Below are 16,482 nucleotides of genomic sequence, written 5' to 3' on the forward strand. Positions count from 1 at the left end.
TTACCAATCAGTAGAGAGCGCGGCACAACCTACGGGATCGATCTGTGCACCGCAATGGTGACCTGCGGTAACCCCGGGTCACCTCGGGGACAGGGCGAAGGTCGTGACGACGGCCGCGTGGTCGGACGGCCAGTCGTTGCCCGCCACGTCCGGCCAGGGGCGCGCAGTGCCGGTGACGAGGGTGTGCGCGTCCAGCACGGTGAGACCGCGGTGCAGGACGTAGTCGATCCGGTCCTGCGGCTCGGGCCGCCCGCTGCCGTCCTCGTGCACGGGATGGATCGGCGACCAGGTGTGCCCGGGCGCGGCGGCGGGGTCCGGGTGCGCCGCACGGTAGGAGTCGGCGAAGCCCGCCTGCTCGGCGGCCAGGGTCACCGGCCACGTCACGTCCGGCCAGTCCAGGTGCGAGGGGCAGTTGAAGTCGCCGACGAGGACGACCGGGACTCCTTCGGCCGCGGAGTCGGCGATCCGCTCCAGCGTGTCCCGCATCTGGGCGAGCCGGACCTCCTCATGGGCGATCAGCTCGGCCGCCGGCAGCCCGTCGAAGACGGACTCGTAGGGCCCGTACGGCGTGTAGTGCAGATGCGCGGTCCACACGTCGACCTCGCGGCCGGGCGCCACGGCGATCCGGACACCCGCGGCACCGTAGAAGCCGACGTCCGGGTCGCCGAAGCGGGCGGTGATCGGGTGGCGGCTGATGACGCCGAGGTTCTCGCCGGCCCGGTGGTGGTGCCAGCCGAGGGCCTCGGCCAGCTCCTGGGCCGCCGTCCCGCCCGTCTCCTGGAGGCCGACGACGTCGGCGCCGCTCTCCAGGACGGCCTTGAGCTGCTTGGCCCGGTGGTCGTCGACGGGGCTGCCGCCGAGCCACAGGTTCCAGCTCATGACCCGCAGTTCGGGCGCGACCATCGCGCACAGCTTCTCGACCGAGACCCCGGCAAGGCTCTCCCGGACGGTCCGGCCGGGTGCCGCGCCGATCGGGGCGAGGGACGGTACGGCGAGCACGGCGCAGCCGGCGGCCTCGGCGGAGGCCACCCCGGTCTCGGTGTCCTCGACGGCCACGCAGCCGGCCGCCTCGACGCCGAGGGCCCGGCAGGCGGCGAGATAGGGGTCGGGGGCCGGCTTGGTTCGGGCGGTGTCGTCGGCGGTGACGGAGGCCGCGAACCGGTGGGCGCCCAGGGCGTCGAGGACGACGTCGGCCACCGCGCGCGGGGACGCGGTGACCAGCGCGGTCGGAACGCCGGCGGCGGCCAGCGCGTCCAGCAGTTCCAGGGCGCCGGGACGCGGCACGATGCCGGTGCGGACGCGGGCGGCGAACTCGCGGTGCAGGTCGGCGGCGAGGTCCGGGGCGGTCCTGCCGGTGTCCGCGGCGAGCCAGGCGGCGGTGTGCTCGACCGGGCGGCCGAGCACGTCCGGCTGGTCGGTCTCGGTCAGCGGTCGGCCGGCGACCTGCTCGACCGCCTCCCACCACAGTCGCTCGGTGTCGACGAGCGTGCCGTCCATGTCGAACAGGACGGCCTGCAGCGGGCGTCGGTGGGTGTGGGGGGTCACGTTCGGGTCAGTCCTCACTTCTGGATACGTTCGGCCACCAGCACGGGCCGCTCGGGCAGCGACACGGCGACGGCGGCACCGGCGCCGAGCCCGGTGGCCTCGTGTGCGGGCAGGTCGGCCTTGGCCTCGGTGCCGTCGGCGAGCCGTACGGTGACCCGGAGGACCGCGCCGAGGAAGGCGGTGGCGACGACGCGGGCACCGCCCTGCTCGTCGGCCGCCACCTGGACGGCCTCGGGCCGCACCAGTACGTCGACGGGACCGTCCGGCACGTCGCCGTCGGCGGGCAGCCGCTGTCCGAGCACCTGGACCGAGCCGTCGGCCAGTTCGCCCGGGATCCGGCTCATCGTGCCGACGAACTCGGCGACGAAGGCGGTCGCGGGGCGGCCGTACAGCTCGGCGGGCGCGGCGCACTGTTCGAGGCGTCCGGCGCGCATGACGGCGACCCGGTCGGCGACCGACAGGGCCTCCTCCTGATCATGTGTCACGAACAGGGTGGTGATGCCGAGTTCCTGCTGGAGTCGGCGGATCTCCTCGCGCAGGGTCAGGCGGACCTTGGCGTCGAGCGCGGACAGCGGCTCGTCGAGGAGCAGCACGCGCGGACGCAGCGCGAGGGCGCGGGCCAGCGCGATGCGCTGCTGCTGGCCGCCGGAGAGCTGGTGCGGATAGCGCTCCCCCTTGTCTCCGAGTCCGACCAGCTCCAGCAACTCACCGGCACGGGTCCTGCGTTCGGCCGTACGGACACCGCGCATGCGCAGCCCGAAGGCGACGTTGTCGACGGCGTTCAGGTGCGGGAAGAGGCTGTACGACTGGAAGACCATGCCGGCGTCGCGGCGGTGGGCCGGGACGTGAGTGATGTCCTCACCGTCCACCAGCACCGCGCCGGAGTCGGGGTGTTCGAAGCCGGCGAGCATGCGCAGCGCGGTGGTCTTGCCGCAGCCGGAGGGACCGAGCAGGGCCAGGAACTCCCCGGGGCGAACGGTCAGGTCGAGTCCGTCGAGGGCGACGGTGGCCCCGAACTCTCGCCGCAGGGAACGGAATTCGACGGTGGCGGCCTTCTCCGCGGTGGCCTTCTCGAGCATGGTGGCGGTCATGTTGTGTGTCATCCCCGGGAGTTGGCGGTTCGGGTGCGTCCGCCGCCGGCACCGGCGAGCGCGAGGAGCAGGGCCCAGGTGACGAGCAGGCTGAGCACGGACACGGCGACGGACATCTGGGCCTGTTCGCCGCCGACGTTGTAGATCCACACGGCGAAGGGCGCGTATCCGAGCAGGTGGGAGACCGTGAACTCGCCGAGGACCAGGGCCAGCGTCAGGAAGGAGGCGTTGAGCAGGGCCCCGCGCAGGTTCGGCAGGACGGCCTGCAGCAGGGCCTGCGGCCAGGAGGCGCCACAGCTGCGGGCCGCCTCGACGAGGGTGCGCACGTCGATGGCGCGCAGGCCGGCGTCCAGCGCCCGGTAGACGAAGGGCAGGGCCATCACGACGTAGGCGAGGACCAGGACGACGGGGAATTTGTCGTTCTGGATCACCACGAAGGTCTCGAACAGCGGGGTCCGGGACAGGTGCTCCGGACCCCACTTGAGCACGGTGACGATCCCGGCGACGAACGCGATCGGCGGCACCACCAGCGGCAGTGAGCAGACCACCTCGACCACCGGCCGCAGCCGGGGCGAGCCGAGCCGGAGCGCGACCACGGCGGGCACCATCAGCAGCAGCACCACCGCGATGGTGGCCACGGCCAGCTCCAGCGAGAGCAGCAGGCTGGAGACGAAGCCGTCGGTGGACAGGATCTTGGTGTAGGCGTCGAAGCTGACGCCCTGGCCGGGCACGTCCACCGTGAAGATCACGGAGGCGGCGAGCGGCACCAGGAAGTACAGGGCGGCGAGGCCGAGGACGACCCACCGCCACGGGGTCAGGCGTCGAGCCATCGGGCACTCCGTCGCTGAAGGGGCAGGTACACGGCCATCACCAGGCCGGCCACCAGGACCATGTCCAGGCTGAGGGCGAGCGCGATGTTCTCCTGGCCGACGAGGACGTTGCCGGAGAGCGCGTCGGCGATCTGCAGGGTGACCAGCGGGACCGCACTGCCGACCATCGCCGCGGCGGTGGCGTAGGCGGCGAAGGCGCTGCCGAAGAGCAGCACGAGGCCGCCGAGCAGCGAGGGCGCGAGCACGGGCAGGGCCACGTGGCGCCAGTACTGCACACCGGTGGCGCCGTTGTTCAGCGCGGCCTCGCGCCACTGCGCGCGCAGGCCGTCCAGCGCGGGGGTGATCGTGAGGACCATGAGCGGGATGAGGAAGTACAGGTAGACGAGGACCAGGCCCCAGAAGCTGTAGAGGTCCCAGCCGCTGTCCTTCAGGCCGAGGTGCACGGTGAGGACGCCCGCGTTGCCGAGGGTGGCGACGAAGGCGAAGGCGAGCGGCACACCGCCGAAGTTGGCGAGCACGCCGGAGGCGGTCAGCACGGCCTCGCGCAGCCAGCGGGAGCGGGAGCTGACCACGGCCTGCGCCAGCGGCAGCCCGAGCAGGGCGCCGAGCGCGGCGGCGATCGCGGACAGCTTGACGCTGCCGAGCAGGGCGGTGAGGTAGGGGCCCTGCAGCGAGGCCGTCATGTTGGAGCCGGTGTAGGTGGTCGCGCCCGTGGTGGCGTCGTCGACCGAGAAGGCGCCGTTCACGATGGCCACGGCGGGCAGGCCGAAGGCGATGGCGACGAAGACCAGCAGCGGTACGACCGCCAGCCAGCCGGGGGCGCGGCGCCGCCGCTTCGCCGAAGCGACGGGCGCCACGTCCGCACGCGGGAGAGCGGCGGTCATCCGGAGACGGCCTTCTGCCAGCCCTGGGCGATGACCGTCTTGGCCTTGCTCTGCTGGTCCTCGGTCGGGAAGGACGGCGTGCCGGTGACCTTCGGCAGCTGGGCGGCGGCCGTCTTGTCGAGGGTGCCGGCCTTCTCCATGGTGGCCATCAGCGCCGGGCGGGCGTAGCCCTGGAGCCAGAGGTTCTGGCCCTCGGTGCTGTAGAGGTACTCCTGCCACAGGCGGGCCGCCGCCGGGTGCGGGGCGTCCTTGTTGACGGCCTGGGAGTAGTACTGGGCGTACTGGCCGTCGCTCGGGATGACGACCTTCCAGTCGAGGCCCTTGGACTTGAACTCCTTGGCGTAGCCGGCGTTCAGGTAGTCCCAGTCGATGGAGATCGGGGTCTCGCCCTTCTCGACGGTGGCCGGGGTGGACTCGACGGGCGTGTAGTTGCCGCTCTTCTTGAGCTTGGCGAAGAAGTCCAGGCCGGGCTGGATGCTGTCGAAGGAGCCGCCGTTCGCGAGCGCCGCCGCGTAGACGCCGCCGAAGGCGGAGCCGGACTTGGTGGGGTTGCCGTTGAGGGCGACCTGACCCTTGTACTCGGGCTTGAGCAGGTCCTTGAAGCTGGTCGGGCAGTCCTTGACGCGCTTGTCGTCGCAGCCGATGGAGATGTAGCCGCCGTAGTCGTTGTACCAGCGAGCCTGCGGGTCCTTCTGGGCCTCGGGGATGTCGGCGTAGGACGCGACCTTGTACGGCGCGAGCAGCCCCTGCTGGGCGGCGCTCAGCGCGAAGGAGGAGCCGAGGTCGAGGACGTCGGGGCCGCGGTCCTGGCCCTTGCGGGAGGTGACGGCGTTGATCTCGTCCTGGCTGGTGCCGTCGGGGCTCTCGTCCTCGATCTTGATGCCGTACTTCTTCTGGAAGCCGTCGATGACGGCACCGTAGTCGGCCCAGTCACGGGGCACCGCGATGATGTGCAGCGAGCCCTCCTTCTTGGCCGCCTTGACCAGGGCGTCCATGCCGCCGAAGTCGGCGGCGGAGGTGGCGGTGGCGGCGCTCTTGCCGTCCTTGGTGGTGGTCGACGCCTTGTCGGGGGCGGCGCCGCAGGCGCTCAGGGCGAGCGCGGCGACGACGGCGGTGCAGCCGCCGAGCACGGCGTTTCTCGGCAGGGACACGGTCACGGTCTCTCCAGGGGGACACATGCGGAGCGAGGGAGAACTTGTCTGAACAAGTTGGCCCCAGTACGCCCGGCCTCGGTGTCCTGTTCATGAACGGAGCCCAAACACCGCCCCCCGTTTCCCTGCACACTTCCGACTGACACGGATCACCAAGGTGCGTCGATTAGGCTGGTCACGCTGTGCACAGTGACCTGAGCAGAGGGGAAGCATGACGGCGCGACACGAGGAGATCGCCGACGAGTTGCGGCGGGCCATCGACCGCGAGGAGTACACGGTCGGCAGCCGACTGCCCTCGGAGGCGGAACTCGCGACGCACTACGGCGTCTCACGAGGCACGGTCCGTCAGGCCGTCGCGACCCTGACCGCCGAGGGGCTGATCGGCTCCCGCCAGGGCGCCCGGCGCGTGGTGCTCGCCAGCCGCCGCAGCCAGAGCTTCGAGGAACTGCGCAGCTTCGCCCAGTGGGCCCGCGCGATGGGCCGCGAGGCCACGGGCCACGTGGTGACGCAGGAGTACCGCCCGGCGACCCACGAGGACGCAGTGCGTCTCCAACTCCCCATCGGCACACAGGTGTTGCACGTGCTCCGGGTGCGCGGCCTGGACGGCGAGCCGGTGCTGCTGGAGCGCACGGTGTACGCCGACTGGATCTCCCCGGCGGTCGAGTCGATCGAGCCGGACTGCCCCTCGGTCACCCAACGCCTCTTCGACGACACGGGATTGGTCTTCGCCTACGGCGAGCACATCATCGACGCGGTGGCGGCGGGCGCCCAGGACTCCGAGCTGCTGGGCATCCGCCGTACCAGTCCGCTGCTGCGGGTGCGCCGGGTGACGACGACACGCGAGGGGCGCCCGGTGGAATGGTCGGACGACCGCTACCGCTCGGACGCGGTGAGCTTCGCCGTACGCAACTCGATCGGGAACAACGCGCTGGCACGGAAGACGGCGGAGTAGCCCCGCCCTTGCCGTGGGGACAAGGCGACCGGAAAAAGGGCGGCTGCGCAGCAATCAGACCCGCTCGAAGGTGCCGTACACGGCCGCCCTCGCAATGGCGTGGGTGAACAGGAGGAAGTCCAGACAGGCAGGGGTCGATGTCCCGGACACGTTCAGTTCCTCCACGCCGACGGCATGGACGACGAGAAAGTGTGGGCACATCGGGGTCGGACATCGCCACCGTGAAACTCTGTGTCTCCTCGGGAAGCCCGACCAGCTCAGCTGCGGTGAGATGTCCGACCCGCCTGCTCCCAGGATGCCGCTCACCTGCTCGCGGGCCAGTTGCTCGCCCCGGGCCACGGACTGCGAGGTCAACGAGAAGGTCCGTATCGGCGGCAGGAAATCGTAGGGGCCACAGGGTTTGATCACGGCAGTCCTCTGGAACTCCGGACCGGTCGGTTTACTTACCCGGACAGACCTCCGCACCCGCAGAAGAAAACGTGGCGCCGAAATCCTGTTCCCGTTCCACGGGACGATGCGCACAGGCCCCGGTCGGGTACCGGTTGCAGGGGCCAAGGTGCCCGCTCACACTTGATGGGCACGCGAAAACCGGTGGCCCCGTGCCCGTTCCGGGGCAACCTCTTTCACAGGAGCGCCCCATGGCCAAGATCCTTTGTGTGCTCACCGGCGCGAGCTATTGGACCCTGAAGGACGGACACCGGCATCCCACCGGCTACTGGGCCGAGGAGTTCGTGGCGCCCTACAGCGTGTTCACCGACGCCGGACACGAGGTCACCGTGGCAACTCCCGGTGGGGTCGTGCCCGTTGTGGACACCATGAGCCTGAGGCCCGGCATGGCGGGCGGCGAGGAGAACGCCCTGCGGGAGGAGGCCGTCATCGAGGTCGCGGACGAACTGCGGCACCCCATCTCCCTCCAGGAAGTGCGCCTGGAGGACTACGACGCGGTCTACTACCCCGGCGGTCACGGCCCGATGGAGGACCTCTCGGTCGACCCCGACTCCGGGGCACTCCTGCGGGAGGCACTCGCCTCCGGCCGTCCGCTCGGCATCGTCTGCCACGCCCCGGCCGCTCTCCTCGCCACCCGTGACGCAAAGGGCGACACGCCGTTCGCGAACTACCGGGTGACGGGTTTCTGCAACGAGGAGGAGGCCGGTGTCGGTTTCGCCGACAAGGCCAAGTGGCTGCTGGAGGACGAGCTGAAGGAGCTGCCCACCCAGTATTCGCGGGGTCCCGCCTGGGAGCCCTACACGGTCGTGGACCGCAACCTCTTCACCGGGCAGAACCCCGCGTCCTCGGCCCCTCTCGCGAAGGAACTCGTCGAAGCTCTGTAATCGTCGTTCGCAGTGATCGTCGTTCGCACGTCATTCGAAGACGACGACCTGGCATCCGACGACATCGCCGCGGCCCAGGGCCTCGAGGTTCTCGTTGATGTCTTCGAGCCCGACCTTGGTCACGCTGTGTTTGACGAGGCCGTCCTGGACTGCGTCGGCAGCGAGGCGTCCATCTCCATGGGGTTCGATCTGCTGGGCCCGGAAGGCGCACTGGCGGCCGTCGGGCTCATGAGCGACCGCGTCGAGCACCGCCAGTTCCCCTTCGTGGGAATGGAGTTGTCCTACCTCGGTTCTGCTGTCCGTGCGCGAAGGCCACCACGCTCGCACCGCCGCCGAGCAGCTTCGCGCACTGGACCGCGTAGCTTCCCGGCCCGCCGATGCCCGTGACCGCGGCGGTCCGACCGGGACCCGGTTTGCCTGCGTCCCGCAGCTTCCTCATCCCCCGGTACGGGGTCATGCCCGCGTCGGTCATGGGGGCGAGGTGTTCAGGTGCTTTCGCGGCCTCCCCCGAGACCGGGATCGCATGGCGGCACTCGACGGCCATGTACTCGGCGAAGCCTCCGGGAGGGCCGAAACCCACCCACCTGCCGTTGCCGCTGCACAGCCGTTCGTTGCCCTCGCGACACTGCCGGCACGTGCCGTCTCCCCAGCCGGGATTGACCACGACCATGTCGCCCTCCGAGTAGCCCACCGCCGAGGGCACGGCGCTGCCCAGTGCCGCCACTCGGCCCGTGACCTCGGGACCGGGGATGTAGGGCAGGTCCACCGGGAACGGACCCTCGAAGTAGCCGTCGAGGAGCCGGTAGCCGCTTCGGCACATGCCCGTTGCGGCGACCTTCAGGAGAATCTCGTCCGGCCCGGGCTCGGGCACGGGAACCTCTTCGATACGAAGCGGTTCCTTGTATCCGTGCATCCGGGCCGCCTGCATCCGCGTCATGGGTGCCTCGCTCTCGCCGACAGGCCGAAAAGCGGCTCGGGCAGTGCGACAGGGCAGGAAACGGTCCCGGCGCCGGTCCCCACGGCCGCCGCTCAGGACCTCGGCATGGTGCCGCGCCTACGCGGGACACGCATGCGGGTGCGGTGCTCGGTGCTCGTCGGGTGAGACCGGTTCGGCCGCCTCGTCCCGGCTGACGAACTGCGCTTCCACTCCGCCGAAGGCCCCGCGTTCCTGTGGTACCCGGAGGGCAACGCCGAACGCGTGGGCACACAGCAGACATTCGTCACGTGCCGACCGATCGGCGTGGTGCTCGCGGTGATGCCCTGGGAAGAGGTCGTCCTCGAACTCGTAGTCCCCGGGCAGGTCGGGGAACTGCCCTTAACCCGGCGCCCCGGACGAAAAGCGCCGCAGCAACGGCGACAGCACCAGTACCGACTTGGTCCGTTCCACGAACGGCTCCCCGGCGATCCGTTCCAGCACCCGTTCGAAGTGACGCATGTCGGAGGCGAAGACCTGGGCGATCGCGTCCGCGTCGCCGGTGACGGTCGACGCGGCCACGACCTCCTGGTAGCGCTCCAGGCCCCGCTGAATGGTCTCCGGCGAGGTGTTGCGCCGGCAGTGGATCTCGATGAACCCCTCGGTCTCCCAGCCGAGCGCCGCCGGGTCCACCCGGACGGTGAATCCGGTGATGGCTCCGGTGGCCCGCAGCCGGTCCACGCGCCGCTTCACGGCGGGCGCGGACAGTCCGACCAGCTGCCCGATGTCCGCGTAGGAGCGGCGGGCGTCCTCGGCGAGGGCGTGCACGATGCGTTCGTCGAGATCGTTCAGCACAGGGGGTGGTTCACTTCTTCGGTTCGGTCACTTCTCTGCCGTCACCACGAGGTCCTCACCGGTCGCGAGACGGGAACGGCGATAGCCGTATACGAAGTAGAACACGAGCCCGACGGCCATCCAGACACCGAACACGATCCAGGTCACCTCGGACAGGCTGCCCATCATCCAGATGCAGAAGAAGAAGCCCAGCGCGGGCAGCACCGGCGACAGCGGCACACGGAAGGTGCGGTGCATGTTCGGGCGGGTCCGGCGCAGCACGACCACGGCCACGTTGACCAGCGCGAAGGCGAACAGCGTGCCGATGCTGGTGGCGTCCGCCAGCTGGCCCAGCGGGATGGCGGCGGCAAGGACACCGCAGAACACCGACACGATGATCGTGTTGGCGCGCGGCGCGCCGGTCTTCGGGTGGACCCTGGCGAAGATCTTGGGCACCAGGCCGTCGCGGGCCATCGCGAACAGGATGCGGGTCTGGCCGTAGAGCACGGTCAGCACGACGCTGGCGATGGCGATGACCGCGCAGAACGCGAGCAGGGTGCCCCAGAAGCTCTGCCCGGTGACGTCCGTCATGATCTGCGCGAGCGCGGCCTCGGAGTCCTTGAACTTCTTCCACGGCCAGGCGCCCACAGCGACGGCCGCGACGAGGACGTACAGCCCGGTCACGATGACCAGGGACAGCATGATCGCGCGGGGCAGGTCGCGCTGGGCGTTCTTCGCCTCCTCACCGGCCGTGGAGGCGGCGTCGAAGCCGATGTACGAGAAGAACAGCGTGGCACCGGCCGCGCTGACGCCCGCCATGCCGAGCGGCATGAAGTTCGCGTAGTTGCCGGACTTGAAGCCCATGAAGCCGATGGCGCAGAAGAGGATCAGTGCGGCGATCTTCACGGACACCATGATGGTGTTGGCCCGCGCGGACTCCTTGGCGCCGCCGAGCAGGAACACCATCCCGAGCAGGACGACGATCAGGGCGGGCAGGTTGAAGATGCCGCCCTGGCCGGGCGGGGCCGACAGGGCGTCGGGGAGGGTGACACCGATGGTGCCGTCCAGCAGCTCGTTCAGGTACTGGCCCCAGCCGACGGCCACTGCGGCCACCGACACGCCGTACTCCAGCAGCAGACACCAGCCACAGACCCAGGCGATCAACTCACCCATCGTTGCGTATGCGTACGAGTACGAGGAGCCGGAGACCGGGATGGTGCCCGCCAGCTCGGCGTAGGACAGAGCCGAGAACAGTGCGGTGAGACCGGCGATCACGAAGGAGAGGACCACGGCCGGACCGGCTTTGGGGACGGCCTCGCCGAGGACGACGAAGATGCCGGTGCCAAGCGTGGCACCAATGCTGATCATGGTCAGCTGCCACAGCCCGAGGGAGCGCCGCAGCGCGCCTCCCTCACCCTGGCCGCCCTCCGCGACCAGGCGTTCCACGGGTTTGCGCCGCATGAGGCGCGCGGCGACACCCGGGGACGCGGGGGTGGTCGCAGTGCGGTCGTGCGGGGGTGCGCCTTGGTCGAGCACGCGCTGGCTCCTTATCGCTGCCGGTCATTGCGGACGGGGACCGGGGGCAGCCCTGCGAGGGCAGGAACCCACCGAGCGGGGTCCCCGCCACGCCACGTACAGACGAGCACCCTATGAGCCAGGCCTTCACGGGCGTAATGCAGCAACCTTGCGCGTCCCCGGGTGATCATTGCGTTCATCGGACCGGAATGACAAATCGTTGCGCGTGGGCTGTCGACCGTTGCACTGCGACCTCGGATGCACCTGCGCCCTCACAAATGAGTGGATGGCTTCCGGTGAGTGGAGGGCTTCCGGGCAGCGGGAGACGGCGCTCGTGCTGCGCGGGGCCGGGACGCCCGAAACGCCGACGGCCCCCGCCCTTCCCGGGTGGCGGGAAGGACGGGGGCCGTCGTGGACGACGTGCCGCGGGTCAGCTCCAGCTGGCGTGCAGCGGCTTGCCCTCGGCGTAGCCGGCGGCGCTCTGGATGCCGACGATGGCCTTCTCGGCGAACTCCTCCAGGGAGCCGGCACCGGCATAGGTGCAGGAGGAGCGGACGCCCGCGATGATCGAGTCGATCAGGTCCTCGACGCCCGGGCGGGCCGGGTCGAGGAACATCCGGGAGGTGGAGATGCCCTCCTCGAACAGCGCCTTGCGGGCGCGGTCGTAGGCCGACTCCTCGGACGTACGGTTGGCCACGGCGCGCGCGGACGCCATGCCGAAGGACTCCTTGTAGGCGCGGCCGTTCGCATCGTGCTGGAGGTCGCCCGGCGACTCGTACGTACCGGCGAACCAGGAGCCGACCATCACGTTGGACGCGCCGGCCGCGAGGGCCATGGCCACGTCGCGCGGGTGCCGGACACCGCCGTCGGCCCACACGTGCTTGCCGTACTTCTTGGCCTCGGCGGCGCACTCCAGCACCGCGGAGAACTGCGGCCGGCCCACACCGGTCATCATGCGGGTGGTGCACATGGCGCCGGGGCCCACACCGACCTTGATGATGTCCGCACCGGCGTCGATCAGGTCCTTGACGCCCTCGGCGGAGACGATGTTGCCCGCGACGATCGGCACCTGCGGATCGAGGGCGCGCACCAGCTTGACGGCGCTGATCATCGACTCCTGGTGGCCGTGCGCGGTGTCGATGACGAGCGTGTCCACGCCCGCGTCGAGCAGTTGCTTGGCCTTGCCCGCGACGTCGCCGTTGATACCGACGGCGGCGGCGATGCGCAGCTTGCCGTTCGCGTCGACGGCCGGCGTGTACAGCGTGGCGCGCAGGGCGCCCTTGCGGGTGAGGATGCCGGCGAGCCTGCCGTCCTTGTCGACGGCCGGGGCGTAGCGGCGGTTGGCGCCGTCCAGCCGGTTGAAGGCCTCGCGCGGGTCGATGTCCGCGTCGAGGAGCAGCAGGTCCCTGGACATGACGACCTCGAGCTGCGTGAAGCGGTCGACGCCGGTCAGGTCCTGGTCGGTGACGACACCGACGGGCCGGTGGTTCTCGTCGACGACCACACCGGCGTTGTGCGCCCGCTTGGGCAGCAGCGCCAGGGCGTCGGCGACGGTCTGGTGCGGGGCCAGCACGATCGGGGTGTCGAGCACCAGGTGGCGGCCCTTCACCCAGGAGACGACGTCGGTGACGACGTCGATCGGGATGTCCTGCGGGATGACCACGAGGCCGCCGCGGCGGGCCATGGTCTCGGCCATGCGGCGGCCCGCGATGGCGGTCATGTTGGCGACGACGAGCGGAATGGTGGTGCCCGTGCCGTCCGGCGAGCTGAGGTCCACGCCCTGACGCGAACCGACCGCGGAGCGGCTCGGCACCATGAACACGTCGTCGTACGTCAGGTCGTACGCGGGCTGGATGTCATTGAGGAAACGCACGTGCTGCACATCCCAGTCGATCAGAGGTGACCCCCCGACAGGTGTGCCAGGGGAAAAGAGCACGTACTTCATTGTCCCATGACGAGGCGCTTGTCATGCCCCAACAGAACATCCAGGCCGGCGGTACGGCCCTAGGAGGTTCCTCCAAGAGCCAGCGCGACGACCAGGGACGGCGTACGGTCTCCCGCCTCCGTGAACACCTCCTGGGCCGTCCGCCACTCCTCCGGACGCGCCTTGGCATACGGTTGCCAGCCCCGGACGACGACGAGCAGCCCCTGCTCGACGGCCCCCTCGGGCCAGACGGTGTGGTCGGTCAGGGAGTCGGCCAGCGCGTCCCAGTTGCGGCCGAACCAGTCAGGCAGCGCCAGGGCGCGGGCGACGCGGTCCATCAGGCCGGCCTTGTCGACGACCCCGTCGAGGTCCAGCGTGACCAGGTAGCGGCCCGCCAGGTCTTCGCTCATCTCAGCACCGCCCGGAACGAGTTGTAGTGATCATCGGTGTAGTAGATCTCCCCACCCTGGCCGGTGACGATGCGCCGGGCCCCGCGATCGCGCGAGCCGGGCGTGTTCACCGTGTATTCGTGGTAGTAGCCGCGCTGGTGCTTGGGCAGATGCCCCTCGAAGTTCCCGAAGGCGACCCCGTCCTTGGTGTACGGGAAAGGGCCGCCCTGGTCGATCAGGGCGAGGGTCCTGCGGGCCTCGGCCGGCAGCTGGGACTCCCTGACGGTGCCCATGCCATGGGCCCACGCCGGGGCGGACGCACCGGGCCCCGTACCGGAACGGGAACTCGCATGCGAGCCGGACGAGCATCCCGCGAGCAGGACGGCAAGAACGACGGCCAGCAGCCCCGCGAGGGCACGGGGCAGCGTCAGGGACCGCGCACGGGACGGGCTCGGGGACCGTCGGGGCATGTGGGGGACGAACCGCGACAACATGCGGACGATGCTGCCACGCCCGGCCCGCTCCGTGGCCACCATGACGCGCAGGGACCCCCTTCCCGACCGTGCTCGCCCTGACGTGCCGGAACGCGGTGGACGACCGAGCCGCCACGCCCTGCCGGGACGGCTTGGCCTGCGGGGCGCGATGACCGACCTGGACGCCTCGACCTACCGGGACGCGGTCGGCGACTCGGACGCCTAGACCTGCCGGAACACCATGCCCGACCAGCCCGCCGCACCCGCGGAGATCCGCCTGACCGGCCAGGCGGCCCACTCTGCTCGAGCGGCCACGGTCCGCCGGGCAGTGGGCTGGACCCCCTGTGGCACGGTGTTCCGGCCAGGGCCGCCCGTCTCTCACTGTGCTCCGCGGCCGGGACCGGCCACCTCGGCCCGTCGAGGTGTGACAGACCTGCCGGGGCGGCCACCGCGCGTCCGGAAGCCACGGCGACCTGCTGCAGAGCCGGCCGCACGACACCGCCACGGGCCCGGCGCCGACCGGGCGTCCGGCCCGCCGGAGAACGCACCCCGAGCCGCCACGGCCCGCCCCGGGTGCGGAGACCAAGGGTCACTCGCCCCGCTGCGGATCCGACTCCGTTTCGCCACGTCCCCGTATCGCCCACCGAGCCGTCCCCGACCCGCCGCGCAACCCCCTTGCGACGCACACGCGCCTCGCTGGTCCTGTCAGAGCCCGTCCGGGTCCGCCCGGTTGAGTGCGGGCTTAGGGGTCGGGCCCGCCGTCATCAGGTAGTCCGCGGCCGAGGTGTCCGTGACCAGGCTGGTGACCAGCCCGGACCGCAGCACCGCGTCGATCGCGGCCGCCTTGCGCTGCCCGCCCGCTATCGCCACGACCTCCGGGATACGGCGCAGCTGGTCGGCCTTGACCGTGATGCAGCGCTCCCCCAGGTCGCGGCCGATCCTGCGTCCCTCGGCGTCGAAGAGGTGCGCGGACATCTCGGCGGCGACACCGAGCGAGGCGTAGTGCGCCCGCTCCTCGTCGCTGAGCATGTCGTGCACCGTCGAGATACCCGGCTCCCAGGAGCCGATGGAGACGCAGGCGACCGTGACCTTGTCGAAGTACTCGAAGGCCCGGGCGATCCCGGTCTGGTTGCGCAGCGCCGCCGCGGTGGCCGCATCCGGCAGCAGCATCGGCGCGTAGATGGGGTGCGCGTCCCCGCCCGACACCTGGGCGGCACGGCGCACGGCCTCCACCGAGCCGCGCTCGGCGGTCCCGGCGTCGTACACGCCCGTCAGCTGCACCACCGTGCACGGCGGCAGCCGGTCGAGCGCCGCCGCCATGTGGATGGTGGACCGGCCCCAGGCCAGCCCCAGCACGTCGCCCTCGTTGACAAGCTCGCCGAGCAGGTCGGCGGCGACCTCGCCGAGGTTCTCCGGGTCGGGGGTCTCCTCGGCCTCGGCCGGGGACTCGACCACGACGGCGTGCCTCAGGCCGTAGCGGGCGCGGAGCGCGTCGGAGCGCTCGGCGTCCAGCTCGGCCGGCACGCGGATCTCGATACGCACGAGATCCCGTTCGAGGGCCGTCTCCAGGACCCGGGCCACTTTGAAGCGGCTGACGCCGAACTCCTCCGCGATCTGGATCTTGGATTTCCCCTCGAGGTAGAAGCGGCGGGCCATGGCCGCCGCCTGGACCAGCTCAGCGGGTCCCATCCGCATGGCTGACCGGCCCGCCGACATACCCGACACGGCGATCTCCTCACTGCTGTTCACACTCTGGATTCGCCGTTCATCCTTGCAGATTCGGGGCGACTGATCTGCCCTGATGGGCGCCGTTCACTTAACCGTTCATGTATCTGTGGCTCAGTGGTCGCATGCCCAGGACGCCTGGGCGGTGACCGCCTCCGCCTGGGCCCGCAGGGCACGGACCGCCTCCGCCGGGTCCTCGGCCCCGTACACCGCCGAGCCGGCCACGAAGACGTCCGCTCCCGCCTCCGCGCACCGCTCGATGGTCGACGCCGAGACACCGCCGTCCACCTGCAGCCACAGCTGGAGACCGTGCTTGTTGATCAGCTCCCGGGTGCGGCGGATCTTCGGCAGCATGATGTCGAGGAAGGCCTGGCCGCCGAAGCCGGGCTCGACCGTCATGATCAGCAACATGTCGAGTTCCGGCAGCAGGTCCTCGAACGGCTCGATCGGCGTCGCCGGCTTGAGCGCCATGGAGGCACGGGCACCCTTGGCGCGGATCTCACGGGCGAGGCGCACGGGCGCGGCAGCGGCCTCCACGTGGAAGGTGACGGACGAGGCGCCCGCCTCGACGTACTGAGGGGCCCAGCGGTCGGGATCCTCGATCATCAGATGGCAGTCCAGCGGGGTGTCCGTCGCACGCGCCAGGGACTCCACGACCGGCACGCCGAGCGTGAGGTTCGGGACGAAGTGGTTGTCCATGACGTCGACATGGAGCCAGTCGGCGCCTTGGACCGCCTTGGCCTCCTCCGCGAGGCGGGCGAAGTCGGCGGACAGGATGCTGGGGTTGATCTGGGCCATGCCCCAAGACTGCCATGTCTGGGGCACTGATGTTCGCGCCGGTCCACAGGCGGAGCCGTTCATCGTACGCGTACGACAAACTCGCGCACCTGTGGACAACGCCCCACGAGCCCATGGCCTCAGCCAG

General features: G+C 70.6%; 17 protein-coding genes. 3 read left to right on the forward strand and 14 right to left on the reverse strand.

Annotated features, from left to right (window positions below; translation table 11 throughout):
• Positions 1-78: 78 nt before the first annotated feature.
• From GQF42_RS09860 to GQF42_RS09880, 5 genes are read right to left on the reverse strand one after another with little or no spacing between them, the layout of a single operon-like run.
• A complete protein-coding gene (locus tag GQF42_RS09860) occupies positions 79-1,545 on the reverse strand; it encodes an HAD-IA family hydrolase (RefSeq protein WP_158919266.1) in 1,467 nt (488 codons plus the stop codon).
• A gap of 14 nt (positions 1,546-1,559) precedes the next feature.
• Entirely contained in the window at positions 1,560-2,636 is a 1,077-nt protein-coding gene (locus GQF42_RS09865; RefSeq protein ID WP_158919267.1) for an ABC transporter ATP-binding protein, read from the reverse strand.
• An 8-nt stretch (positions 2,637-2,644) separates the two neighbouring features.
• A complete protein-coding gene (locus tag GQF42_RS09870; protein WP_158919268.1) occupies positions 2,645-3,466 on the reverse strand; it encodes an ABC transporter permease in 822 nt (273 codons plus the stop codon).
• Entirely contained in the window at positions 3,451-4,350 is a 900-nt protein-coding gene (locus GQF42_RS09875) for an ABC transporter permease (protein ID WP_158919269.1), read from the reverse strand. The genes GQF42_RS09870 and GQF42_RS09875 overlap by 16 nt, the downstream gene beginning before the upstream one ends.
• A complete protein-coding gene (locus tag GQF42_RS09880) occupies positions 4,347-5,507 on the reverse strand; it encodes an ABC transporter substrate-binding protein (protein ID WP_158919270.1) in 1,161 nt (386 codons plus the stop codon). The genes GQF42_RS09875 and GQF42_RS09880 overlap by 4 nt, the downstream gene beginning before the upstream one ends.
• Positions 5,508-5,712: 205 nt before the next feature.
• Here GQF42_RS09880 and GQF42_RS09885 point away from each other — a divergent pair, with 205 nt between their 5' ends.
• Positions 5,713-6,453, forward strand: coding sequence for a GntR family transcriptional regulator (locus GQF42_RS09885; protein ID WP_158919271.1), 741 nt, complete (start codon positions 5,713-5,715; stop codon positions 6,451-6,453).
• A gap of 638 nt (positions 6,454-7,091) precedes the next feature.
• On the forward strand, positions 7,092-7,784 hold the full coding sequence (locus GQF42_RS09895; RefSeq protein ID WP_158919272.1) for a type 1 glutamine amidotransferase domain-containing protein: 693 nt from the start codon (positions 7,092-7,094) through the stop codon (positions 7,782-7,784).
• Between the two features lie 30 nt (positions 7,785-7,814).
• On the opposite strand, the gene GQF42_RS44885 is transcribed toward GQF42_RS09895, so the two are convergent.
• The 7 genes from GQF42_RS44885 to GQF42_RS09925 all read right to left on the reverse strand — a co-directional run bounded on the left by GQF42_RS44885 (position 7,815) and on the right by GQF42_RS09925 (position 13,829).
• Positions 7,815-8,033, reverse strand: a complete 219-nt coding sequence (locus tag GQF42_RS44885; protein ID WP_199272628.1) for a hypothetical protein — start codon at positions 8,031-8,033, stop codon at positions 7,815-7,817.
• Positions 8,011-8,721 (reverse strand): alcohol dehydrogenase catalytic domain-containing protein, encoded by a 711-nt coding sequence (locus tag GQF42_RS09900; RefSeq protein ID WP_199272629.1) that lies wholly within the window; start codon positions 8,719-8,721, stop codon positions 8,011-8,013. Before GQF42_RS09900 ends, GQF42_RS44885 begins: the two co-directional genes overlap by 23 nt.
• Before the next feature lie 378 nt (positions 8,722-9,099).
• The gene (locus tag GQF42_RS09905) at positions 9,100-9,552 is read right to left on the reverse strand and encodes an Lrp/AsnC family transcriptional regulator (RefSeq protein ID WP_067046378.1); all 453 of its coding nucleotides are present in this window, start codon (positions 9,550-9,552) and stop codon (positions 9,100-9,102) included.
• 27 nt (positions 9,553-9,579) lie between these two features.
• Positions 9,580-11,067: an amino acid permease gene (locus tag GQF42_RS09910; RefSeq protein ID WP_158919273.1), complete on the reverse strand. Its 1,488-nt coding sequence runs from the start codon at positions 11,065-11,067 to the stop codon at positions 9,580-9,582.
• Positions 11,068-11,476: 409 nt separating this feature from the next.
• Positions 11,477-12,919, reverse strand: coding sequence for a GuaB1 family IMP dehydrogenase-related protein (locus tag GQF42_RS09915; protein WP_199272630.1), 1,443 nt, complete (start codon positions 12,917-12,919; stop codon positions 11,477-11,479).
• Between the two features lie 131 nt (positions 12,920-13,050).
• A complete protein-coding gene (locus GQF42_RS09920; RefSeq protein ID WP_158919275.1) occupies positions 13,051-13,380 on the reverse strand; it encodes a barstar family protein in 330 nt (109 codons plus the stop codon).
• Positions 13,377-13,829 (reverse strand): ribonuclease domain-containing protein, encoded by a 453-nt coding sequence (locus GQF42_RS09925; RefSeq protein WP_233273313.1) that lies wholly within the window; start codon positions 13,827-13,829, stop codon positions 13,377-13,379. The genes GQF42_RS09920 and GQF42_RS09925 overlap by 4 nt, the downstream gene beginning before the upstream one ends.
• Between GQF42_RS09925 and GQF42_RS09930 the strand changes: the two genes are divergently transcribed.
• Complete coding sequence (locus GQF42_RS09930) at positions 13,828-14,058, forward strand: hypothetical protein (RefSeq protein ID WP_199273173.1); 231 nt, start codon at positions 13,828-13,830, stop codon at positions 14,056-14,058. The two genes, GQF42_RS09925 and GQF42_RS09930, sit on opposite strands and share 2 nt — an antisense overlap.
• A 479-nt stretch (positions 14,059-14,537) precedes the next feature.
• Here GQF42_RS09930 and GQF42_RS09935 read toward each other — a convergent pair whose 3' ends face one another.
• Together GQF42_RS09935 and rpe are read right to left on the reverse strand one after the other, a co-directional pair.
• Complete coding sequence (locus GQF42_RS09935) at positions 14,538-15,581, reverse strand: sugar-binding transcriptional regulator (protein ID WP_158919278.1); 1,044 nt, start codon at positions 15,579-15,581, stop codon at positions 14,538-14,540.
• 90 nt (positions 15,582-15,671) lie between these two features.
• Positions 15,672-16,355, reverse strand: coding sequence for a ribulose-phosphate 3-epimerase (gene rpe, locus GQF42_RS09940; protein ID WP_158919279.1), 684 nt, complete (start codon positions 16,353-16,355; stop codon positions 15,672-15,674).
• Positions 16,356-16,482 lie beyond the last annotated feature (127 nt).

Source organism: Streptomyces broussonetiae (assembly GCF_009796285.1).
In the GTDB taxonomy this organism is placed as follows: Bacteria; Actinomycetota; Actinomycetes; order Streptomycetales; family Streptomycetaceae; genus Streptomyces; species Streptomyces broussonetiae.

What these genes read in the sequence shown, in the direction of transcription:
- GQF42_RS09865 (WP_158919267.1), bottom strand. Translation starts at nt 2,636, where the DNA reads ATGACCGCCACCATGCTCGAGAAGGCCACCGCGGAGAAGGCCGCCACC.
- GQF42_RS09870 (WP_158919268.1), bottom strand. Translation starts at nt 3,466, where the DNA reads ATGGCTCGACGCCTGACCCCGTGGCGGTGGGTCGTCCTCGGCCTCGCC.
- GQF42_RS09875 (WP_158919269.1), bottom strand. Translation starts at nt 4,350, where the DNA reads ATGACCGCCGCTCTCCCGCGTGCGGACGTGGCGCCCGTCGCTTCGGCG.
- GQF42_RS09885 (WP_158919271.1), top strand. Translation starts at nt 5,713, where the DNA reads ATGACGGCGCGACACGAGGAGATCGCCGACGAGTTGCGGCGGGCCATC.
- GQF42_RS09895 (WP_158919272.1), top strand. Translation starts at nt 7,092, where the DNA reads ATGGCCAAGATCCTTTGTGTGCTCACCGGCGCGAGCTATTGGACCCTG.
- GQF42_RS09900 (WP_199272629.1), bottom strand. Translation starts at nt 8,721, where the DNA reads ATGACGCGGATGCAGGCGGCCCGGATGCACGGATACAAGGAACCGCTT.
- GQF42_RS09920 (WP_158919275.1), bottom strand. Translation starts at nt 13,380, where the DNA reads ATGAGCGAAGACCTGGCGGGCCGCTACCTGGTCACGCTGGACCTCGAC.
- GQF42_RS09930 (WP_199273173.1), top strand. Translation starts at nt 13,828, where the DNA reads ATGTGGGGGACGAACCGCGACAACATGCGGACGATGCTGCCACGCCCG.
- GQF42_RS09925 (WP_233273313.1), bottom strand. Translation starts at nt 13,829, where the DNA reads ATGCCCCGACGGTCCCCGAGCCCGTCCCGTGCGCGGTCCCTGACGCTG.
- rpe (WP_158919279.1), bottom strand. Translation starts at nt 16,355, where the DNA reads ATGGCCCAGATCAACCCCAGCATCCTGTCCGCCGACTTCGCCCGCCTC.